Source organism: Pseudomonas sp. PS01300 (genome assembly GCF_029960155.1).
Classification (GTDB): domain Bacteria; phylum Pseudomonadota; class Gammaproteobacteria; order Pseudomonadales; family Pseudomonadaceae; genus Aquipseudomonas; species Aquipseudomonas palmensis.
In genome coordinates this window covers 1-20,548 of the sequence record NZ_JASCPN010000057.1, presented here as the reverse complement: position 1 = coordinate 20,548, position 20,548 = coordinate 1, and the positions used below count along the sequence as shown (strand labels likewise).

The following is a 20,548-nucleotide window of genomic DNA, read 5'->3' as shown; positions in this document are numbered from 1 at the left end:
GCTTTTCAGCCCAGCCGGATAGACGCCTGCACCACCACACCGAGCACCTCGGTGCCCTCCTCCCACGTCAGTTTGGGCCAGGTGGGATTGAGCGGCTGCAAGTACCGCTGACCACCCTCCTCGACCAGCTGGCGAAACACCGCGACAGGATTGCCGGGCAGGCGCGCGATCACCAGCGCGCCGATCTCGGCAATTCGACCGCTGTCCACCAGCACCATCATGCCCGCCGGCACGCTCAGGCCCATGGGCGAATTCATCGCGTCACCTTCCACCGTCAGCCAGTAGCACGGGCCATCGGCCAGGTGGTCGCTGAGCACGGTCGGCGCGCCTTCGACAGGCTCGGCCAGGTGCTCCCAGTCCGACAGCGGGTAGCGGAATGCACCCAGCGCCGGTGTGGCATAGACCCCGGACGGCTCCGCGACGGCGTCGTCGCAGACCACGCCCATGCGCCCCATGCCCAGTATCCGCAGGATTTCGTCGATGGTGGCCAGCGGTGGGTTGTTCCTTCCCCGAATCCAATGGCCAACGCCACCTTGGGTCACCCCGAGGCGTTCGGCCAGTTTCTCCTGCGTGAGGCCCAGCTCGCGCATTCTGGCTTTCGCCAGTTCATTCCATTTTTTCATCGCTGGCACGATACGGACTGACAGCAGCGACTCAATACATACTCTGTAGTATTTAAGCGATGGAATGCAATACAACATGTACTTAGGATTGAAGGGTAATCTTTTCCTACTCACTACAAGGAAGGCAGCCCCATGACCCCACCCCCTTTCAACGACCTGGACAGCGAAGCGGCACGCCGCGCACTGGACTATTACCTCAACCCTACCCCATCTACGGTCAGCCACACGGACGACCAGCTGTTCATCGCCCGCCAGGACCTCTCGGCCGAAGCGGCCACCGAACACGCCTCGAGCATGCTGCGCTGCGCCGCAGCCAGCGCCTACGAGTCGGCCGACAACCTCAAAGGCAACTCACGGGACATGGCCTTCTCGGTGATGCACATGATCAACATGGCCAGGGCGCTGCTGGACCGCAGCCTCGCGGAACAGGCCAGGCGGCAGGAGCTTCAATCAAGGGAGGGATGATGGGCAACGGGAACGGCGGTGGGGCAGGCCGTGGTTCAACGACCAGGCACAGCGATGCGGAATTTTTTGCTGGATAACAGAAAATTCATTTGACTTGAAAATGAGAACGATTATTATTGCAAACAACTGGTCGCGAGACTGGTTGGATAACTGAAAGCCCTTAGGTCGGACTCTCAGATTATCTCCTCATCAGGCTAATCACGGTTTTTGACCCGGCATTTTGCCGGGTCTTTTTTTTGGCTCTTCAGGCTAATGAAGGCGGGTGGTGCTTGAATGGCAGCGATGATAGCAAATGTATGTCTCGATATGTAACCCCGAGGCAAGCCTTTGCCGATTCAGCACTTGAGAATCAATCTCATGTAGATTAAGCTGTCGCAGCGTCAGGGAAGACGCCCCCTTCTCTTCAGTCGTTTCTTTCTGCAAGGAGCTCGTACATGACCCGTCTGTTGCTGCCCCTTGAACACCATCACGATAGCGCCGACCTCGGCGAAGATGCCCTGCTCGTGCGCCTGAAAAAGCTGCCACGCCGGGTACAGCAGGTGTTCCTGCTCAATCGTCTCGATCAACTGTCGTTCGCCGCCATCGCCCAGCGCCTGGACATCGGCGCACCGACCGTGGAACGGCACATGGGCCAGGTACTGCAGGCCGCCCTGCCGGTGCGCAGCGCCTCCAGCACTGCGGCGGCGCAATGGTATGTGCGCCTGCAGAGCCCGGACATCACCGCCAGCGAGCGCATCGACTTTCGCCGCTGGCTGGATGCCGCCCCCGAACACCTGCATGCGTTCCATGCCACCGAATTGCGCTGGCGCAACCTGCTGGCACCGGCCCGGCAACTGGGCGATGGGCACTGGTATCGCCAGGCCTGGGCCGGTGTTTCGCTGGGAGGCTGCTCGGTGGCGCTCGGCCTGGGGTTGGCAGCGGCGCTGGCGATCGGTTTCTGGTCGTGATCCAGGGGTGTAGAGTGGTTGGCACAACAACTCTACCGGAGCCTGGCCATGACCGTGACGCTGTCCCCCGTTAGCATCGATTGCGCATTCGATGCCGGCAACATCCTGCTCGTCGATGCCGGCAACCCGTCCCGGATTCACCTGAACATCCGCCCCGACACCCACAGCGGGCATTTCCAGTGGTTTCACTTCAAGGCCAGCGGGCTGACGCCCGGGCATACCCACGCCTTCAGCCTGGACAACGCCAGCCAGTCGTCCTATAGCGCCGCATGGGAGGGCTACCAGGCGGTAGCGTCCTACGACCAGCAGAACTGGTTTCGCGTGCCGACCCGCTACGACGGCAAGGCCCTGCACTTCAGCCTTGAGCCCCGCGAAACACAGGCCTGGTTCGCCTATTTCGAGCCCTACCCGCGCGCGCGGCACAATCAGCTGATCGAACGCGCCAGCGCCTTGCCGGGCGTGGAACTGCTGGCCACCGGGCGCAGCGTCGAAGGGCGCGATATCCCGTTGCTGCGGGCGGGCGACGGGGGCGCGGGCAAGCGCAAGCTGTGGATCATCGCCCAGCAGCACCCCGGCGAGCACATGGCCGAGTGGTTCATGGAGGGCGTGATTGACCGCATACAGGGTAACGATGCCACCGTGCAGGCCCTGCTGGCGGTCGCCGACCTGTACCTGATCCCCAACATGAACCCGGACGGTGCCGCTGCCGGGCACCTGCGCACCAATGCCAGGGGCAAGGACCTCAACCGCGCCTGGCAGGATGCGAACATCGAACACACCCCTGAGGTGCTGTTCGCCCAGCAGCAGATGAAGCTGTATGGCGTGGACCTGTTCCTGGATGCCCATGGCGATGAGGAAATACCCCATGTGTTCACGGCCGGGTGCGAAGGCAACCCGGGCTACACGGATCGGATCGCGGCACTGGAGGAGCGTTTTCGCAGCACCCTGTGCAGCGTGACCCGGGACTTCCAGACCACCCACGGCTACCCGCGCAGCAAGCCTGGGCAGGCCAACATGACCCTGGCATGCAATGCGGTGGGCCAGGCGCATGACTGCCTGTCGCTGACCCTGGAGATGCCGTTCAAGGACCACGACGACGCGCCCGATGCGGTGACCGGCTGGTCGGGTGGACGCTCCAAGGCGCTGGGCAGCGCGGTGATCGACACCTTGGCGAAGCTGGTCGCAGCGCTGCGCTAGGGGCTGGCGCACCGCCGCCCCGCAGCGCTCCCCATCGCGGTTCAAGCCCGCCCCCACAAGGCTTGCAGTGCCCTGTGGGAGCGGCCTGACCCGCGATGAGGCAGGTCAGGCCGGCGGCGGCCCCGCCACCCGCACGCAATCATCCGGCCCCAGCACCCGCCCATCCGCCGCTCGCAGCTGCAGTGGGCCCACCGGCGCCCCGCTCTGGCGGTCCACCAGCACCGAATGCGCCTCGCCAGGCTGGTAGAAAAACGCCTCGCCCCACTGGCGCAGCCCCACGATCAAGGGAAACAACCCGCGCCCCTTCTCGGTCAGCACGTACTCCTGGTACGCGCTGCCATCCGACGCCGGCACCAGCTCCAGAATCCGGTGCTCCACCAACTGGCGCAAGCGCGAGGCCAAAATGTTCTTGGCCATGCCCAGGTTGCGCTGGAACTCGCCAAAGCGGCGCAAGCCATCAAACGCATCACGCACGATCAACAGCGACCACCAGTCACCGATCGCGTCCAGTGACCGGGCCACCGGGCATTCGGCATCTTGCAGGCGGGTACGTTGAACCATGATCGCTCTCGGCAGGCTGAAAAAAGTAGTTGCAATATAAAACCGGTCCTCTCAGCATACAACCAGTTTCATTATGCAACCACATAGGATATCGCCATGCCCGCCTCCCCTGCGCCCCGGCTTTCGCCGTGGCTCGCCCTGCTGTTCTCCGTCGCCTGCGCACTGGCGGTGGCCAACGTGTATTACGCCCAGCCACTGCTGGACGCGATGGCCCGCGACTTCGCCATCGACCCGGCGCTGGTGGGGCTGGTGGTGACCCTGACCCAGGTGGGCTACGGCCTGGGCCTGATACTGCTGGTACCTCTGGGCGACCTGTTCGAGCGGCGCCGGCTGATCGTGCTGCAGTCGCTGCTGTCGGTGCTGGCCTTGCTGATGATCGCGCTGGCCACCAGCAGCGCCTGGCTGTTTGTCGGCATGGCCCTGACCGGCCTGTTGGCGGTAGTGGCGCAACTGCTGGTGGCGCATGCCGCCAGCGTATCGGCCGACACCGAACGCGGGCATGTGGTGGGCATGGTCACCAGCGGTATCGTGATCGGCATCCTGCTGGCCCGCACCCTGTCCGGGGCGATGGCCGATCTGGCCGGCTGGCGCTCGATCTACGCCCTGTCGGCAGCGCTGACCCTGCTGATGACCTTGCTGCTGTGGCGCGTGCTGCCCGCACACACGGCTGCGCGCCCCAACACTGGCTACGGCGCGCTGCTGGTGTCGTTGTGGCAACTGGTGCGCGAGCAGCCGGTGCTGCGCCAGCGGGCCCTGCTGGCGATGCTCAGCTTCGCTTCGGCCATGGTGCTGTGGACCCCGCTGGTACTGCCCCTGAGCGCCCCGCCGCTGTCGTTGTCGGCAACCGAGGTGGGCCTGTTCGGCCTGGCCGGCGCCGCCGGGGCGCTGGCCGCCGCGCGTGCCGGCGGGCTGGCCGACCGTGGCCTGGGGCAACGGGTCAGCGGCCTCTCGCTGCTGCTGATGATCGGTTCGTGGGACGCCATCGCCCTCACCCAGCAATCGCTGTGGGCACTGCTGCTGGGGGTGGTGGTGTTCGACCTGGGCCTGCAGGCGCTGCACGTGGCCAGCCAGAGCCTGATCTACCGCCTGCCGGCCGATACTCACAGCCGGCTCACCGCCGCCTACATGCTGTTCTACTCCATCGGCAGTGCACTGGGCTCGCTGGCCTCGACGCTGGCCTACGCCTGGGGCGGCTGGCTGCTGGTATGCGTGCTGGGCGCGGGGTTGAATGTGCTGGCACTGGGGTATTGGTGGCGCACCGTGCGCCAGCCGGCTCAGAACTGCACGTCGAGTATCACGCTGTCCAGGTAGTCGCCGGCCGGCGGCGTGGCCTGGTCGGTGTAGACCCTGGCGTTGTAGTTGAACACCTGGCTGCCGGCCGCGCTGCCACTGCCATTGCCGTTGCCCGGGTTGATGTCGGCGTCGCTGCTGGCGCGCCGCGCACTGCTCAGGCTGCCCCAGCGCACGCCCCCGCCACTCTTGAAGATGTCATAGGCCAGGTAGTTGCCGGCGCTGGACTTCATGCGCCGACGCCCGCCTGCCACGTTCTGCCCGTCATCCAGCCCCACCGTGTAGGCACTGCCCTTGGTACAGGCCAGGTTGACGTTCTGGCTCACCGTGGCGAACCCGCTGACCACCGGCGCGCTGCCGAACACGATGTTGGGCGAGCTGATCTGGCAGTCGTTGGTGACGGTCAGGTTGATGGTCAGGGTGGTAGTGGCGTTGAACACCTGCCGCCCCAGGCAGGCGCTGCCCAGACCCAGCCCCCAGCAATAGTCGATGCTCCAGGCCACGGTGAACGTCTCCTGGTACAGGCCGGCCGCCACGTTGCTGGTCATTTGCGTGCGCAGGTAGATGGGCACGGTCTTGGGCGAGGTGCCGCCGAGCAGGCCCAGGGCATCGATGATGCCGTTGCGCGCAAAATCGTAGGGCTGGCCCCGGGTGATCGGGTAGCTGGTGCTGTTGTTGGCGTACAGCGTGTAGAGGATGACGTCGCCGGTGGGGCCCACCAGCCCGGTGGTGCCGTTGTTGGCGGTGAAGGTGGCCTTGAAGGAGTCATCCGAACGCAGCAGGGTCAGCAGCGAACCGGTGCAGCTCAAGCCGGCACTGGGCGCCGTGGTGGTCTGCACCGTGGTGCGTATCAGGGTGGAGTTGACCAGGCCGAAAGTGGCTGGCGTGGTTGCCAGCACCTGGCACAGCGCCTGGGCGCGCATGCAGGTCAGCAGTGCCAGCAGCGCAAGCAGCCCCGTCAGCCGGCGCTTCACTGGCACACCAGCGGGCCGATCAGCGGCACCTGGTCGGCCTGCGCCTTGAGCTCGAACTGCACCCGGCAACTGCCGCCTCCGGCCAGTTGCACCACCAGGCTGTTGTGTTCGCTCAGGTCCTCCAGGTACACCAGGCCATCCCAGCCCACCACCGCCAGCGCGCCGCTCTGCTCGTGGCGTACCTGGCTGCCCACGGCCAGTTCGTTGTTGCCGGCATCCACCAGCACCACGCTGGCGGCCAGTACCCGGCGCAACGGAAATTCCAGCAGGTAGCCGGCGCCGCGCCTTACCGCCACGCGCTGCTCCACATTCGGCGAGCGCACATCGGGGGGCAGTTCCAGCGGGTCGATCTCGTACTTGCCGCGGTAGTAGCCGCTGCCGTAGGGCACCAGCAGGTGCCCCTGGCTGTCGGTGTGCCCCACCACCTGGTTCTCGTAGCGCACCGGCACATCGGCAAAGCCTTCGGTGCTGACCAGCACGAAGGCGTCGTCGATGCGATTGGCCGCGAACACCCCGGCGTCCATCAGCACCACCGAGCCGCTGGCGTCGGCCCAGCGGGTCATGTTGTCGCTGCTGCCGTACACCCCGGCCTGCAACTGCACCGATTGCAGGCGCCAGGTCAGGTCGGCCTGACGGTAGGTTTCACGGTCGCCGCCGGCATAGCCCAGGTTGAACCCCACGCCGCCCTGGGCGGGTACGGCGCGGCTGTAGTTGACCCGCTGCAGGTTCTCGCCCTGCTGGTTGCGCTCCAGGCTCAGGGCCAGCGTGCCGTGCAGGTCGAAGGGCACCACCAGCTGCGCCTGCACCGCCCACTGGCTGTCGTCCAGGTCGCGGTTGGCCGACAGGTACAGGCTGCTGTTGCCCCACAGCGGCTTGCTCCAGCTGAGGTTGAGCAGGCGCGTGCGCGAGTTGTCGGCGGCGCGCACGTCGAAGTAGCCCGCCCCCAGGCTGCCATAGCGTTGCAGGTTGAGGCTCAGGGTGACCTGCTCGCTGCGCTGGCTGAGGCGGATGTACGGGCTGTCGACCAGCGACAGGTCGGCGTAGTCGCCATGACGCTCCAGGCGCTGGTAGTTGAAGCCCAGCCAGCGGTTGTTGTACTGGTAGCCCAGGCTCAACTGCTGGCCACTGCGACCTTCGAAGCGGCTCTGGCTCAGCGCCGTGTTGAGCACGCCGAAGTTGCCCACCCGCAGGTTGCCGCCCAGCCCGCCCAGGCCCAGGGACCCGGCCGCCTCGGCATGGCTTTCCAGCGTGAAGTAGTCGGTCAGGCCATAGCGCAGGCTGCCCGCCGCAACGCCGGGGCCGTAGGCAAAGTCGCGCACGGCATAGTCGCGGCGCAGGGCGCCGGCCGCCACCGAGAAGTCCGCCAGCCCCTGTTGCAGCAGGCTGCTGGTGACGTAGAACGGCAACGTGGTCGAGACCTGCCGGCCAAGGGCGTCGGTGGTCACCACCACCGCCTCGCCGGCACCGTTGATGAACGGCACGTTGGTCAGGGTGTAGGGGCCTGGCTGCAGGTCGGCACTGGCGCTCTTGTAGCCATTGATGAACAGGTCCACCGACGAGGGCACCGCGGCTTCACCGGCGAAGGCCGGCAAGGGGTAGGTCACCAGGTCCGGGCGCACGGCAAAGTCCCGCGACAGCTGCACCCCGCCCACCCGCACCGAGCTGGTCCAGGGCAAGGCGCCGGTCAGCACATCGCCGGCCTCGAAGGTCAGCAGGCGCGCCTCGTCGGTGTAGCGCCAGGTGGTGTCGTACCGCCGAAAACCTTCCTGGGCGCCTTCGTAGCCTGCCCCGCCGAGGCGCTGGCGCCACTGCCCGGTGGTGGAGAAGGTGCCCCAGCTGTCGAACACCCGCAGTTCGTTCCAGGCCGCCAGGTAGGTGCCCCCCTCATCGGTGTCGTTGAAGTAGGCGTCGTAGTTGAGCAAGGCGCCGAAACTGCTCAACGCCTCGCCGGCCGGCCCCAGCGAGCGCTCGCCGATGCGCTGGTTGGGCAGCCACGCCGCCGGCACCTGCACCAGCAGCCGCTGGTTCTGGCTGTCGTACTCGCTGTGCAAGCCATCGATGGCGTCCAGCGCCAGTTCCGGGCCGGGCTGCCCGGGCAGTTGCACGCCCGCCGCCTGCAGGTCGTCGGTGGCCATGTACAGGCGCCCGGCCCGCTGGTGCACCAGCACCACGCTAGCGCTGCTCATCTGGTTGACCACCAGTTCCAGGTACAACGGCGCATCGGCGACAGCCTCCATACTCGCAGGGGGTGGCGGCAGTTCGCCTGCGACCGCGCTGCCCGCCAGCAGCACCGCCAGCGTCATGCTGCGGGTGCAGGCCAGAGAAGTACTCACGCACGCCGTCCCACCATGTCCGGGTCCTCCCTGGCCCCTGCTCCATCTTCATGCGCCCTTGAGGCGCCGGGCTCAGTGGCCCTGGTTGATGGTCTGGGGCGGCTCGGCCCCGTTGACGCGCCCTTTGAGCACACTGGCCGCCGAGGCTGCTGCAGGTGCCGGCCAGCGCATGCTCGCGCCGGGCAGTACATAACCCAGCAAGCCGTCGACCAGCGGCTTGCTCTGGGCACCCTGCTGCATCACCACATCGGTGAGGCGCGCATGCACCGGCCCCACGTTGCGGATCTCGACGAAGGGCTTGCCCTGCTGCGATACCTGTCGCCAGCTCAGCAACGGCGTGCCCACGCCCGCTGCATCACGCTTGCCCTCGGCGTCCGGCTTGCTCCACAGCCCCTGGCCGTAGACGAACAATGGCACCGAGTAGCGCATCTGGAAGCGGATCTGCGCCTGGGAAGTCTGCGCATCGCTGGCCGGCAGGGCGGGTGGGATTTCGTCGATGATGATGCGGTAGGCCTGTTCCTGGCCGGCCGGCGACTGGCCGGTGCGGGTCAGGCGAATCAGCTGTTTCTCACCCGGCTTGATGGTCGCCACCGGCGGGCTGCCGATGATCTCGCGCTGGGGCTGGAACTGGTCGTCATACCCGTCCTGGCGCCAGGCGAACACCCTGACCTGCAGGTTCGCCGGGGTGGTGCCACGGTTTTCCAACCACAACGCCCCAGCCTTCTGGTCGGCCTCCAGCACCGGGTCGATCGGCCAGATCAACACCGATGTCGCCGCCTGGGCGCCCCCTGCGGCGAGCAAGGCGCCCACCAGCAGCCACTTGCCCATCCCTTGCCATCCACGTGCGTACAGCGCCATGCACCCTCTCCTTTGGCTTGTTCCGATACAACCCCGGGAGCGCACTCACCAGGACAACACCACTTGCACCACGTCGGTGTAGGTGCCCGCCGGCAACACGCCGGGTAACTGGGCTTGCGCATACACCGGCAGCTTGATCGCCGTCGGATCGCTGTAACTGACCGCCACGAGCTGACCGATGCCCAGCACCTGGGACAAGGCCGCGTCGCGGTACAACTGATAGGCCACCAGCGAGGTACCGCTGGTGCGCTTGAGGTTGCGTACCCCGTTGTTGTTCAGGCCACCGTCGACGCTCATCTTCAGGGCCACCCCGGGCGTGCATTGCAGGGTCACCGTGGTGCCTGCCAGCTGGGTGTTCACGCTGGCGGCGCCGAGCGCCGGACGGGTGCCGAAGTCCAGGGTGCCGTAGTTGCTGGCGCCGCCCACCACCAGGCAACCTGCCGCAATCGTTGCGCTGACCTGAAGCGTGCTGGTGAGCGCGGCATCCAGCGGCATGGGCACTGCCCAGGCCAGCACCGCAAGGCCACCGAGCAACCGGCGCATGACCTAGAAGCTCAGCTCGACCGCCACCGTGTCGGTGTACACCCCTGGCGGCAGCGACGGCTTGCCCACGGCGCGGCCGTACAGGTTGACGGTCTGCGCCACCCCGGTGCTGGTGGCGAGGGTGATGGTGCCGTTGATTGCCAGCAGATTGGTGTGCCCGGCATCGGTATAGAAGTCATAGGGCACGTAGTTGGTGCCCATGGCCAGCGCGCGGCTGCCACCGGTGGTGGCCGCGTCATGCGCGCCTGCGCCCACCTTCACCACCGGCGTGGCACCGGGCGAGCACAGCACGCTGATGGCGCCGCCGCCACCGGTGCCGATCACCTGGGCGCTGGCCTCGGTGAACAGGGCAATCTGCGAGCCGAAATCCAGGTTACCGAAGTTGACCCCGGTGGTGGCGGTCGAACCGTTCACCTGACAGGCCGCGGTCAGGGTCAGGGTGGCGTTGATATTGCCCGTGACCGTGGCCGCCTGGGCCTGGCTGGCAAGGGCCAGGCCAAGCCCGGCGAAGAGTATGCGTGAGACGTTGGGATGCATGAGTCACTCCTTGTTGTTACCAGTCCAGGGTCACCATCAGGGTGTCACGGTAGATGCCGGCCGGCAGCGCCCTGGGGTGTGCCACCACGGCGCCGTAGATCGGTATGGGGATTTGCGCAGCGCTGCTGATCGAGAAGTTGCGCTGTTGGCCGATGCCGTAGCGCACTGCACCGCTTGGATCGGCCGCCAGCTGGTAGGGGATGAGCTCGCTGCCGTTGCGCAGGCGGCGCACGCCGTTGGCATCGTTGCTGCCGCCATTGATGCTCACCGTGAAGGCCCGCACCGAGGGGTTGCAACTGACCTGGAGGGTGCCGCTGCCGCCGGTCTGGTCGAGGTTGGCGCTCAGCGGGCGGGCCCAGCTTGGCCCCTGGGTGCCGAAGTCCAGCAGGCCCAGGCCGCCACCGGCCGGGCTGTCGTCCGGCACATTGCTGATCTGGCAGGCTGCGCTGATCACCAGGCGTGCCTGGATATGCCCGCTGAGGGCGGCATTGGCCATCGGACACAACAGCAAGGGCCCGAGGCTGATCAACAGAATCTGCGATGTCTTCATGCTGCCAGTTCCTTTAGCACGCACAGGGTCACCAGGTGACGGTCACCTTGAGCAAGTCCGAGTAATGGCCGACACGGGGCACCTGGGCCAGGGTGTCGATGCGGGCGTACAGCGGCAGTTCCACCGACCCCGAGTCGGGTACGCGTGCGTGTTGGGCGATGTTCACCGCCAGCGGAGTGCGCCAGGCCGGGTCCTGGTAGAGGCGGTACGGGATGGGACGGGCCTGTGGCGTGTCGCTGGCCAGGTAGCGCACCTCGCCGACGCCGCCATGCTGGCCGCCATCGACCTTTACCTGGTACAGCGTATCGGGGTTGCATTCCAGACGTGGGGGGCGTTGTTGCAGCAAGGCGCCGGTCAGCGGGCCTTGCGGATCGTCCAGGCGCGCGGTACGGCCGAAGTCGAGCAGGCCCTGGGCCTGGGCGCCGGCATCGCGGGTCTGGTACACCAGCTGGCAACCGCGCTGTACATCCACGCGAACTTCCACCAGAAAATCTGCGGCGGCGGCAGCGTCTGCGACAACCAGCCCGAGCAGCGCAGCCAGAGAGCGTCCCTTCACCGTTACCCTCCTTGCAATGCAGGATCCATCTGTTCCAGAGGGTAGCAGCCGAAGAAAAACCTGCCAGCAAGCTCGGAAATGTATAGGCCGCGTATAAGAACCTTCCTACATGACCTGCCAGGCACGACATGACTGGCAGCCCAACCCCCTATTCGGTACATTAGCGCCGCCCACTCAGCCGGCCCCTGTGCCCGGCACCCCCAAGGAGCCTGAGATTGACCGCCTTACCGCCGTCCTGGATCCGTTCGCCGCTGCGCGCCCTGCGCCAGCGCCTGGCTGCCCGTGCACACCCGCCGGCCAAGCGCCTGGCGGCTGTTGAAGTCGATGAATTCTTCCGACGAAAGGCCGATGAGCAGGGCTATACCTTGAGCCACGGCCAGCAGCGGGTGATCGCCTGCATGGCCGAGCAGGCCGCGCACCTGGCTGACGGCACGGCGCGCAGCCTGTACCTGTACGGGGCGGTGGGACGGGGCAAGAGCTGGCTGCTGGACGGCTTCTTCCAGTCACTGGAGCATCCGCACAAGCGCCGCCTGCACTTTCACGATTTCTTCGCCCAGTTGCACGAGGGCATGTTCCGCCATCGCCAGCAGGACGATGCGCTGGGCGCGACCCTGGACGAGCTGCTGCAAGGCTGCCAGGTGCTGTGCTTCGACGAGTTCCACGTGCACGACATCGGCGACGCGATGCTCATCACCGGCCTGTTCAAGGCGCTGTTCGAGCGCCGCGTGTTCGTGCTGCTGACCTCCAACTACCCGCCTGCCGGGCTGCTGCCCAACCCGCTCTACCACCAGCGCTTCGAACCGGTGATCCGCCTGATCGAGGCGCACATGCAGGTGCTTGAAGTGGGTGGCGAGCAGGACTACCGCAGCCACCCGGCCTCCGGCAGCCAGCAGCGCTTCACCCAGGGTCACTACCTCTGGCCCGGCAGCCCGGCGCAGCGCCATGCCGCCGGCCTGGATCACGCCGGCGCGCCGGTAAGGCTGCAGGTGGGCAAGCGCTCGCTGCACGCCCTGTTCAGCCAGGAGCGCGCGGTAGGCTTCAGCTTCGAGGCGATCTGCGAGCAACCCACGGCGGTGATGGACTACCTGGAGCTGGCGCGCCGCTACGACCACTGGGTGATCGAGCACCTGCCGGACCTGGCGCAGTGCTCGATGGCGGCGCAGCAGCGCTTCATCAACCTGGTGGACGTGCTGTATGACCAGGACAAGCATCTGGTGCTGGTCGGCCAGGCCTCGCTGTGCGAAAGCCTGGGCGGCAGCGCCATCGACCTGGCCCGCACCCGCAGCCGGCTGGGCCAGCTCAATGTGCTGGGCCCGGTGGCCTGCCCGGGTTGACCCTCAGCTGGCCCGCGCCAGGCTGGCCAGCACCCCTTCGATCTCGGCCAGCACGGCCGGGTCGTCCAGGGTCGAGGGCGGGGTGTAGGGCTGGTGGTCGGCGATCTTGCGCAGCACCGCCCGCAAAATCTTGCCCGAGCGGGTCTTGGGCAGGCGCTTGACCACCCGCACCTGGTTGAAGCAGGCCAGCGCGCCGATCTGCTCGCGCACGCTGGCCACCAGTTCGGCCTGCAACTGCTGCTCGCTCAGGCTGACCCCGTCCTTGAGCACCACCAGGCCCAACGGCACCTGGCCCTTGATTTCGTCGCGCACCCCCACCACCGCGCACTCGGCAATCGCCGGGTGGCGCGCCACCAGGTCTTCCATCTCGCCGGTGGACAGCCGGTGCCCGGACACGTTGATCACGTCATCGGTGCGCCCCATGATGTAGACGAAACCGTCCTCGTCGAGGTAGCCGCCATCGCCGGTGTGGTAATAGCCGGGGTGGCTGTGCAGGTAGGCCTGCAGGTAGCGCGCATGGTCGCCCCACAGCGTCTGGCTGCAGCCGGGCGGCAGCGGCAGTGCGATCACGATGGCACCCTGCTCGTTGGGGCCCAGAAGGTGCCCGTCGTCGTCCAGCACGCGCACGTGGTAACCCGGCACGGCGCGGTTGCTCGAACCCGGACGCACCCCGCAACCCTCCAGCCCGACGCAGGGCGCGGTCACCGGCCAGCCGGTTTCGGTCTGCCACCAGTGGTCGTGCACGGCCTTGCCGCTGGCCGCCTCCAGCCATTGATGGGTGCTGGAGTCGAGTTTTTCCCCGGCCAGGAAGATCTGGCGCAGCGAGCTCAGGTCATGGCGCTTGAACAGCTCGCCCTGCGGGTCTTCCTTGCGGATTGCGCGCATGGCCGTGGGTGCGCAGAACAGCCCGTTGACCCGGTACTGCTCCACCACGCGCCAGTAGGCGGCAGCGTCCGGGGTGCGGATCGGCTTGCCCTCGTAGAACACCGTGGTGCAGCCGTTCATCAGCGGCCCGTAGACGATCAGCGAGTGCCCCACCACCCAGCCCACGTCAGAGATGCCCCACCACACATCCCCCGGCTGCATGCCGTAGATATGGCGCAGGGCAAAGCGCAGCGCCACGGCGTTGCCGCCGTTCTCACGCACGATGCCCTTGGGTTTGCCGGTGGTGCCGGAGGTGTACATGATGTACAGCGGGTCGCCTGCGGCCAAGGCCACCGGTGGCACCGGGCTGGCCGCAGCCACTGCCGCCTGCCAGTCCAGATCGCGGCCTTCGCGCAGCTCCGCGCGGGCCTGCGGGCGCTGCAGCACCAGCACCTGGCGCGGCTGGTGGGTGGCCAGTTGCAGGGCCTTGTCCACCAGCGGCTTGTATTCGATGACGCGGTCGAACTCCAGCCCGCAGGAGGCGGTGAGCAGCAACGCAGGCCGCGCATCGTCGATGCGCAGGGCCAGCTCGTTGGCGGCAAAGCCACCGAACACCACCGAATGCACCGCGCCGATGCGGGCGCAGGCCAGCATTGCCATGGCCGCCTGCGGCACCATCGGCATGTAGATGATCACCCCATCGCCCTGCTTCACCCCCAGCTCGCGCAACAGGCCGGCCAGGCGCGCCACCTCGTCGCGCAGTTGCACGAAGGTGAAGGTCTGGCGGGTGTCGGTGACGGGCGAGTCGTAGATCAGTGCGGTCTGTTCGCCACGGCCCTGCTCGATCTGGTGGTCGAGGGCCAGGTAGCAGCTGTTGAGCTGCCCGTCGGCGAACCACTGGTGGGTGCCGTCGGGGTTGGCCACAAGGGTCTGCGCAGGCTTGCGGTACCAGGCCAGGTGGTCAGCCTGTTCGGCCCAGAACGCGGCGGGGTCGGCAATGGAGCGGTCGTAGCTGTGCTGGTAAGTCATCGATCGGTAACCCTGAACTTTGTTGTTATTAAAAGGGCGAATATCGAGTATGGACGCCAATTGCGCGCCTGCCATGGTACTTAAGTCGGGTATCATCGCCGCCGTCTTCATTGCCATTGCAGCCCCTTCATGCACACCCTCGACGACCTCAGGCGCGGCCGCCTGGCAGGTGCCACCCGCCTCGACCTGAGCTGCGGGCTCACGCAGTTCCCGGATGAGATCTTCGAACTGGCCGACAGCCTCGAAGTGCTCAACCTGAGCGACAATGCGTTGAGCAGCCTGCCCCATGACCTGGGCCGGCTGCACCGGCTCAAGGTGCTGTTCTGCTCCCACAACCGGTTCACCGAGGTGCCGGCCAGCGTAGGCCAGTGCCTGCGCCTGGAAATGGTCGGGTTGCGCAACAACCGCATCACGCACCTGCCGGCCGCCGCATTGGGCCCCAACCTGCGGGCACTGGTGCTGACCGAGAATTGCCTTGAACAGTTGCCCGACGCACTGGGCGACTGCCAGCAGCTGCAAAAGCTGATGCTGGCGGGCAACCGCCTGTGCGCCCTGCCGGCCAGCCTTGCGCGGTGCCAGCGGCTCGAACTGCTGCGGGTGTCGGCCAACCTGTTGAGCGAACTGCCCCAGTGGCTGCTGACGATGCCCCGCCTGGCGTGGCTGGCGTATGCCGGCAACCCCTTGCCCCAGGGCCTTGCGGCCCCGCAGGCGCCGGGCCGGTGCGACGCCATCGACTGGCACGCCCTAGAGCTGGGCGAGGTGCTGGGCCAGGGCGCCTCCGGGGTGATTCACCGCGTGCAGGTGGCGGGCCGAAAGGCGGCGCTCAAGCTGTACAAGGGCCAGATGACCAGCGATGGCTCGCCGCTCAACGAAATGCAGGCGTGCGTGGCAGCTGGCGCCCACCCGAACCTGATCCCGCTGCTGGGGCAGGTAGCCAACCACCCGCACCAGGTGCCGGGGTTGCTGATGGCGCTGGTGGGCACCCACCTGTCTGCCCTGGCCGGGCCGCCCAGCCTGCAAACCTGCACCCGAGACGTCTACCCGCCTGACCTGTGCCTTGACCTGCAAGCCGCAACCCGGCTGGCGACGGCCATCGCGTCGGTCGCGGCGCACCTGCACCAGCGCGGCATCACCCACGGCGACCTGTACGCGCACAACATCCTGTGCGATGCACAGGGCAACGCGGTGCTCGGGGACTTTGGCGCGGCATCGTTCTTTGCGCAGGATGGCAGTGTTGCAGCAGACGCATTGCAGCGTATCGAGGTGCGGGCGTTCGGGGTGTTGCTGGGGGAACTGCTGGCGTGTTGCGGGGAGGCGTCAGAGGAACTGGCGGACTTGCAGGCGAGCTGTGTTCAGCCGCAGGTGCTGGCAAGGCCGGATTTTGCGCAGGTTGAACGGGTGCTCCGCCGGCAAGGCCGGCTCCTGCAAGAGGCGTAGGAGCAGGCCTTGCCGGCGAAGTGGGTTATCAGCCCGCCAGGCCGACGTACACGTTCTGCACGTCGTCGTTGTCGTCGATGGCTTCCAGGAATGCCTCGACTTCAGCCATGTGCTCGTCGCTGAGCCCGCTGACCGGGTTCTTGGGGGTGTAGCCGATCTTGGCCGAGATCACCTTGAAGCCCTGTTGCGGCAAGGCCTTCTGTACCGCGTCCAGGTCGGTGGTGTCGGTGATGAACAGGGTCGAGCCCTCTTCTTCACCTTCCGCGAAGTCTTGTGCACCGGCTTCGATGGCGGCCATTTCCGGGTCGGCATCAGGGGTTTCAGGGCTGGCTTCGATCAGGCCGACATGGTTGAAGTCCCAGGCCACCGAACCCGAAGCGCCCAGCTGGCCCTTGCGGAACAGCACGCGAATCTGCGCCACGGTGCGGTTGACGTTGTCGGTCAGGCATTCGACGATCAACGGCACCTGATGCGGGGCGAAGCCTTCGTAGGTAACGTGGTGGTACTGCACCGCGTCGCCATCCAGGCCCGCGCCCTTGCGGATGGCGCGTTCCAGGGTCTCTTTGGTCATCGAGGCCTTCTTGGCCTGTTCCACGGCCAGGCGCAGGCGCGGGTTCATGTCCGGGTCGGCACCGGCCTTGGCCGCGATCTGGATCTCCTTGGACAGCTTGCCCATGATCTTGCCCTTGGCGTTGGCTGCTACTTCTCTATGCTTGGCTTTCCACTGTGCGCCCATCTCGACTCTCTTGTTTCAGCTGCCGGTTCAGGTAGCGACCAGCAAGGTGGCGTGCAGTTTATACAGGCTGCGCCGGGCAATCGACAAAAAAACGCTGGGCTGTTGCCGGGCCTGGTGAACCCTTCGCCGGCAGGGCCGGCTCCTACTGGCGTTGCAGGAGCCGGCCTTGCCGGCGAAGAGGCCAGCATCCACAACCTAGAAACCACTTTAAGTTGTGATTTTTATTTCATATATATCAATCAGATAAGCCAACAACTTCATGCAGTTAAGCAGCTTCACGCTGCGCCACCGCCTGCGCCGCCGCCAGCATCGCCCTGAGCAGCACGGCGCACCCAGCCGCCAGGTCCTTGGGGTCGGCATTCTCGATTTCGTTATGGCTGATGCCGCCCTCGCACGGCACGAAGATCATCCCGGCCGGGCCCAGTTCGGCCAGGAAGATCGCGTCGTGCCCGGCCCCGCTGACGATGTCCATGTGCGACATGCCCAGCCCCTGCGCCGCGCTGCGCACCGCCTCCACGCAGCCCTTGTCGAAGTACAGCGGCGGGAAGTCCGCGGTGGGCGTCAGCGTGTAGGTCAGCCCGTGCTGCTGCGCGGTCGCGGCGATCACCTCCTGCACCTGGGCGATCATCGAGTCCAGCCGCGCCGGCTCCAGGTGACGAAAGTCCAGGGTCATGCGCACCTCGCCGGGGATCACGTTGCGCGAGCCCGGGTACGCCTGCAGGCAGCCCACCGTGCCGCACGCATGGGGCTGATGCTCCAGAGCCACGCGATTGACCGCCGCCACCACCGCACTGGCGCCTACCAGGGCGTCCTTGCGCAGGTGCATCGGGGTCGGCCCGGCGTGGGCCTCGACACCGCGCAGGGTGAGGTCGAACCATTTCTGCCCCAGCGCGCCGAGCACCACGCCGATGGTCTTGCGCTGGTCCTCCAGGATCGGCCCCTGCTCGATATGCGCCTCGAAATAGGCGCCAACCGGGTGCCCACTGACCGCGCGGGTACCGGCGTAGCCGATCGCATTCAGCGCCTCGCCCACGCTCACGCCCTGGGCATCGCGCTTGGCCAGCGTCTCCTGAAGGGTGAACTTCTCGGCGAACACGCCCGAGCCCATCATGCACGGCGCGAACCGCGAGCCCTCCTCGTTGGTCCACACCACAACCTCAAGTGGCGCCTCAGTTTCTATCTGCAAGTCATTGAGTGTACGAAGAACTTCCAGCCCGGCCAGCACCCCGAAGCAGCCATCGAACTTGCCGCCGGTGGGCTGGGTGTCGATGTGGCTGCCGGTCATCACCGGTGGCAGTTGCGGGTTGCGCCCGGGCCGGCGGGCAAAGATGTTGCCCACCCCATCCACGCTGACGGTGCAGCCGGCAGCCTCGGTCCATTGCACGAACAGGTCGCGGGCCTGGCGGTCCAGGTCGGTCAGGGCCAGGCGGCATACGCCGCCTTTGGCGGTGGCACCCAGTTGCGCCAGCTCCATCAGCGACTGCCACAGGCGCTGGCCATCGATGTGGGCCTGGGTACTTTGCAGAACGTCCTTAGCGGTTTGCATGAGCATCTCCTGCTTGGCCGGCCTCTGCGGGCCGTGGGGTTACACGGTGGGTTTGAGGCTGGTGGCACGCGCGCCCTTCAGGCTGCCCAGGGCGTAGTAGATCACCCCGCCCAGCGCCGAGCCGGTGAACCAGCCGAAGTCGTAGAACCAGCTGAACGCCGGGCTGTGCAGCGACAACAGGGTCAGCACCACCGGCACGCCAAAGGCGATGAAGCCGGTCGCGTTCCAGGCCGGGTACACGTCGTCGCGGTACAGCCCGGCAAGGTCGAGGGTCTGCTTGCGCAGCAGGAAGTAGTCCACCACCATGATCCCGGCAATCGGCCCCAGCAGGCTGGAATAGCCCAGCAGCCAGTTGGAATACACCGACTCCAGGCTCACGTCCGAGACGATCAGGCCGAGCTTCTTGAGCAGCTCATGGGCCATCAGCAGCAGGCCCACCAGCCCGGTCAGCAGCACAGCGGTGGTACGCCCGATCCACTTGGGCGCCAGGTTCTGGAAGTCGTTGGTGGGCGAAACGATGTTGGCCGCGGTGTTGGTCGACAGTGTGGCGATGATGATCAGCGCCATGGCCAACGCCACCCACAGCGGGCTCTGGATATGCCCGATCAGGCTCACCGGGTCGGACACCGTCTCGCCCACCAGCGAGGCCGAGGCAGCGGTCAGCACCACCCCCAGCGCGGCAAACAGGAACATGGTCAGCGGCAGGCCGAAGATCTGCCCCAGGATCTGGTCCTTCTGGCTTCGGGCATAGCGGCTGAAGTCCGGGATGTTCAGCGACAGCGTGGCCCAGAAACCCACCATGGCGGTCAGCCCGGCGAAGAAGTAGCCGGTCACGCTGGCGCCTTCGGGGCGTTTGGGCGGCTGCGCCAGCAGTTCGCTGAACGACACGTTGGGCAGCGCCCACACCAGAAGCCCGGCACCCACCAGCACCAGCAGCGGTGCCGACAGGGTTTCGAGCCACTTGATCGACTCGGCGCCGCGCAGCACCACCCACAGGTTGAGGCACCAGAACAGCATGAAGCCGATGACCTCGCCGGTGCCGCCCAGCGCCTTCCATTCCGGCCAGAACGAGCCCAGGAAGAGGTGGATGGCCAGCCCGCCGAACATCGTCTGGATACCGAACCAGCCGCACGCCACCAGCGCGCGGATCAGGCACGGCACGTTGGAGCCGATGATGCCGAACGAGGAGCGCAGCAGCACCGGGAACGGGATGCCGTACTTGGTGCCGGGGAAGGCATTGAGCGTCAGCGGGATGAGCACGATGGTGTTGGCCAGCAGGATCGCCAGCAGCGCCTCGCCCACCGTCAGGCCGAAATACGCCGTGAGCACCCCGCCCAGGGTGTAGGTGGGCACGCAGATCGACATGCCGACCCACAGTGCGGTGATGTGCCATTTGTTCCAGGTGCGCTGCCCCACCTTGGTCGGGGCGATGTCATGGTTGTAGCGAGGGCTGTCGAGGACGTCGGTGCCGGCGTCGAGCTCGAACAAGCCGTCACGCTCGCTCACTTGCGATCGGGTCTGGTGCATTGGCCGCTCCACTTTTCTGGTTATGTGCACCTCGCGATGAGGCGCCGGAGTCTTGCGCGTGCAGGTAAGGCAATCACGGTCAGGTGATCTGAGAAATCTTGACCATTTACGCATCCTGTCAAGCAAGACAGGACTCGCCAGAAACCTTTCCCAACCCGTAAAAAGAGGTTTTATCCTTATTTTTCAATAAGTTGAAAACAGAATAAGCATATAAAAAATAATCTTGCCCAATCCCGGATCGCCAACTAGATTCAATTCTTGACGGCGATGACAGGATTACTCCGGCGCCGATCACGACAAAAATCTAGAGCCGGTAGCAACCGGTCAAGCCTGCGAGGAGCTTCGTGATGACGCTTTTGATTCGTGGCGCCACCCTGATTACCCATGACGAGAGTTACCCGGCCGACGTGTACTGCGCAGACGGCCTGATCCAGGCCATCGGCCACAACCTCGACGTCCCCGCCGGCTGTACCGTGCTCGATGGCAGCGGGCAGTACCTGATGCCCGGCGGCATCGACCCCCACACCCACATGCAGCTGCCCTTCATGGGCACGGTGGCCAGCGAGGACTTCTACACCGGCACCGCCGCCGGCCTGGCCGGCGGCACCACCTCGATCATCGACTTCGTGATCCCCAACCCC

The 20,548-nt window shown here is 66.3% G+C and carries 19 protein-coding genes and 1 pseudogene; 7 read left to right on the top strand and 13 right to left on the bottom strand.

Annotated features, from left to right (window positions below; translation table 11 throughout):
* Positions 1-5: 5 nt before the first annotated feature.
* A complete protein-coding gene (locus QMX96_RS21605) occupies positions 6-623 on the bottom strand; it encodes a S24 family peptidase (protein ID WP_063611980.1) in 618 nt (205 codons plus the stop codon).
* Positions 624-755: 132 nt separating this feature from the next.
* Between QMX96_RS21605 and QMX96_RS21600 the strand changes: the two genes are divergently transcribed.
* The 3 genes from QMX96_RS21600 (at position 756) to QMX96_RS21590 (ending at position 3,232) form a co-directional block, all read left to right on the top strand.
* A complete protein-coding gene (locus QMX96_RS21600; protein ID WP_054914395.1) occupies positions 756-1,088 on the top strand; it encodes a DUF3077 domain-containing protein in 333 nt (110 codons plus the stop codon).
* Positions 1,089-1,522: 434 nt separating this feature from the next.
* Positions 1,523-2,035 carry a DUF4880 domain-containing protein gene (locus QMX96_RS21595; RefSeq protein ID WP_043863965.1) on the top strand — a complete coding sequence of 171 codons (513 nt, stop codon included), beginning with the start codon at positions 1,523-1,525 and terminating at the stop codon, positions 2,033-2,035.
* Positions 2,036-2,083: 48 nt separating this feature from the next.
* Positions 2,084-3,232, top strand: a complete 1,149-nt coding sequence (locus tag QMX96_RS21590; protein WP_058540284.1) for a M14-type cytosolic carboxypeptidase — start codon at positions 2,084-2,086, stop codon at positions 3,230-3,232.
* A 105-nt stretch (positions 3,233-3,337) separates the two neighbouring features.
* On the opposite strand, the gene QMX96_RS21585 is transcribed toward QMX96_RS21590, so the two are convergent.
* The gene (locus QMX96_RS21585; RefSeq protein WP_043863967.1) at positions 3,338-3,793 is read right to left on the bottom strand and encodes a helix-turn-helix domain-containing protein; all 456 of its coding nucleotides are present in this window, start codon (positions 3,791-3,793) and stop codon (positions 3,338-3,340) included.
* A 96-nt stretch (positions 3,794-3,889) separates the two neighbouring features.
* On the opposite strand from QMX96_RS21585, the gene QMX96_RS21580 reads away from it, so the two are divergent.
* Positions 3,890-5,104, top strand: coding sequence for an MFS transporter (locus QMX96_RS21580; protein ID WP_282362368.1), 1,215 nt, complete (start codon positions 3,890-3,892; stop codon positions 5,102-5,104).
* Here QMX96_RS21580 and QMX96_RS21575 read toward each other — a convergent pair.
* The 7 genes from QMX96_RS21575 to QMX96_RS21545 form a co-directional block, all read right to left on the bottom strand.
* Complete coding sequence (locus tag QMX96_RS21575) at positions 5,068-6,006, bottom strand: spore coat U domain-containing protein (RefSeq protein WP_100632862.1); 939 nt, start codon at positions 6,004-6,006, stop codon at positions 5,068-5,070. The genes QMX96_RS21580 and QMX96_RS21575 overlap by 37 nt on opposite strands.
* A gap of 47 nt (positions 6,007-6,053) precedes the next feature.
* Positions 6,054-8,360 (bottom strand): fimbria/pilus outer membrane usher protein, encoded by a 2,307-nt coding sequence (locus tag QMX96_RS21570; RefSeq protein ID WP_282362379.1) that lies wholly within the window; start codon positions 8,358-8,360, stop codon positions 6,054-6,056.
* Between the two features lie 102 nt (positions 8,361-8,462).
* Positions 8,463-9,248 carry a molecular chaperone gene (locus QMX96_RS21565; protein ID WP_088515120.1) on the bottom strand — a complete coding sequence of 262 codons (786 nt, stop codon included), beginning with the start codon at positions 9,246-9,248 and terminating at the stop codon, positions 8,463-8,465.
* Between the two features lie 45 nt (positions 9,249-9,293).
* A complete protein-coding gene (locus QMX96_RS21560) occupies positions 9,294-9,791 on the bottom strand; it encodes a spore coat U domain-containing protein (protein ID WP_043863969.1) in 498 nt (165 codons plus the stop codon).
* A 3-nt stretch (positions 9,792-9,794) separates the two neighbouring features.
* Positions 9,795-10,328 (bottom strand): spore coat U domain-containing protein, encoded by a 534-nt coding sequence (locus tag QMX96_RS21555; RefSeq protein ID WP_043863970.1) that lies wholly within the window; start codon positions 10,326-10,328, stop codon positions 9,795-9,797.
* Between the two features lie 16 nt (positions 10,329-10,344).
* Entirely contained in the window at positions 10,345-10,878 is a 534-nt protein-coding gene (locus QMX96_RS21550) for a spore coat U domain-containing protein (protein ID WP_043863971.1), read from the bottom strand.
* A 28-nt stretch (positions 10,879-10,906) separates the two neighbouring features.
* Positions 10,907-11,434, bottom strand: a complete 528-nt coding sequence (locus QMX96_RS21545) for a spore coat U domain-containing protein (protein ID WP_282362366.1) — start codon at positions 11,432-11,434, stop codon at positions 10,907-10,909.
* A gap of 260 nt (positions 11,435-11,694) precedes the next feature.
* Here QMX96_RS21545 and zapE point away from each other — a divergent pair, with 260 nt between their 5' ends.
* On the top strand, positions 11,695-12,768 hold the full coding sequence (gene zapE, locus QMX96_RS21540) for a cell division protein ZapE (RefSeq protein ID WP_253086962.1): 1,074 nt from the start codon (positions 11,695-11,697) through the stop codon (positions 12,766-12,768).
* A gap of 3 nt (positions 12,769-12,771) precedes the next feature.
* Here zapE and QMX96_RS21535 read toward each other — a convergent pair whose 3' ends face one another.
* A complete protein-coding gene (locus tag QMX96_RS21535) occupies positions 12,772-14,661 on the bottom strand; it encodes a propionyl-CoA synthetase (protein ID WP_078481714.1) in 1,890 nt (629 codons plus the stop codon).
* Between the two features lie 129 nt (positions 14,662-14,790).
* On the opposite strand from QMX96_RS21535, the gene QMX96_RS21530 reads away from it, so the two are divergent.
* On the top strand, positions 14,791-16,098 hold the full coding sequence (locus QMX96_RS21530) for a leucine-rich repeat-containing protein kinase family protein (protein WP_282362365.1): 1,308 nt from the start codon (positions 14,791-14,793) through the stop codon (positions 16,096-16,098).
* 28 nt (positions 16,099-16,126) lie between these two features.
* Here the strand turns inward: QMX96_RS21530 and QMX96_RS21525 are convergent, their stop codons facing one another.
* From QMX96_RS21525 to QMX96_RS21515, 3 genes are all read right to left on the bottom strand, one after another.
* Positions 16,127-16,834, bottom strand: coding sequence for a YebC/PmpR family DNA-binding transcriptional regulator (locus QMX96_RS21525; RefSeq protein WP_043863975.1), 708 nt, complete (start codon positions 16,832-16,834; stop codon positions 16,127-16,129).
* A 265-nt stretch (positions 16,835-17,099) separates the two neighbouring features.
* Entirely contained in the window at positions 17,100-18,380 is a 1,281-nt protein-coding gene (locus QMX96_RS21520) for a Zn-dependent hydrolase (RefSeq protein WP_043863976.1), read from the bottom strand.
* Positions 18,381-18,419: 39 nt separating this feature from the next.
* Positions 18,420-19,907, bottom strand: coding sequence for an NCS1 family nucleobase:cation symporter-1 (locus QMX96_RS21515; protein WP_043863977.1), 1,488 nt, complete (start codon positions 19,905-19,907; stop codon positions 18,420-18,422).
* A gap of 347 nt (positions 19,908-20,254) precedes the next feature.
* Between QMX96_RS21515 and QMX96_RS21510 the strand changes: the two are divergent.
* Positions 20,255-20,548: pseudogene (locus QMX96_RS21510) on the top strand (amidohydrolase family protein); the annotation flags it as partial.

Coding starts and splice junctions, on each gene's coding strand:
- QMX96_RS21605 (WP_063611980.1), bottom strand. CDS start 623: ATGAAAAAATGGAATGAACTGGCGAAAGCCAGAATGCGCGAGCTGGGC.
- QMX96_RS21600 (WP_054914395.1), top strand. CDS start 756: ATGACCCCACCCCCTTTCAACGACCTGGACAGCGAAGCGGCACGCCGC.
- QMX96_RS21595 (WP_043863965.1), top strand. CDS start 1,523: ATGACCCGTCTGTTGCTGCCCCTTGAACACCATCACGATAGCGCCGAC.
- QMX96_RS21590 (WP_058540284.1), top strand. CDS start 2,084: ATGACCGTGACGCTGTCCCCCGTTAGCATCGATTGCGCATTCGATGCC.
- QMX96_RS21585 (WP_043863967.1), bottom strand. CDS start 3,793: ATGGTTCAACGTACCCGCCTGCAAGATGCCGAATGCCCGGTGGCCCGG.
- QMX96_RS21580 (WP_282362368.1), top strand. CDS start 3,890: ATGCCCGCCTCCCCTGCGCCCCGGCTTTCGCCGTGGCTCGCCCTGCTG.
- QMX96_RS21575 (WP_100632862.1), bottom strand. CDS start 6,006: ATGCGCGCCCAGGCGCTGTGCCAGGTGCTGGCAACCACGCCAGCCACT.
- QMX96_RS21570 (WP_282362379.1), bottom strand. CDS start 8,360: ATGACGCTGGCGGTGCTGCTGGCGGGCAGCGCGGTCGCAGGCGAACTG.
- QMX96_RS21565 (WP_088515120.1), bottom strand. CDS start 9,248: ATGGCGCTGTACGCACGTGGATGGCAAGGGATGGGCAAGTGGCTGCTG.
- QMX96_RS21560 (WP_043863969.1), bottom strand. CDS start 9,791: ATGCGCCGGTTGCTCGGTGGCCTTGCGGTGCTGGCCTGGGCAGTGCCC.
- QMX96_RS21555 (WP_043863970.1), bottom strand. CDS start 10,328: ATGCATCCCAACGTCTCACGCATACTCTTCGCCGGGCTTGGCCTGGCC.
- QMX96_RS21550 (WP_043863971.1), bottom strand. CDS start 10,878: ATGAAGACATCGCAGATTCTGTTGATCAGCCTCGGGCCCTTGCTGTTG.
- QMX96_RS21535 (WP_078481714.1), bottom strand. CDS start 14,661: ATGACTTACCAGCACAGCTACGACCGCTCCATTGCCGACCCCGCCGCG.
- QMX96_RS21530 (WP_282362365.1), top strand. CDS start 14,791: ATGCACACCCTCGACGACCTCAGGCGCGGCCGCCTGGCAGGTGCCACC.
- QMX96_RS21525 (WP_043863975.1), bottom strand. CDS start 16,834: ATGGGCGCACAGTGGAAAGCCAAGCATAGAGAAGTAGCAGCCAACGCC.
- QMX96_RS21520 (WP_043863976.1), bottom strand. CDS start 18,380: ATGCAAACCGCTAAGGACGTTCTGCAAAGTACCCAGGCCCACATCGAT.
- QMX96_RS21515 (WP_043863977.1), bottom strand. CDS start 19,907: ATGCACCAGACCCGATCGCAAGTGAGCGAGCGTGACGGCTTGTTCGAG.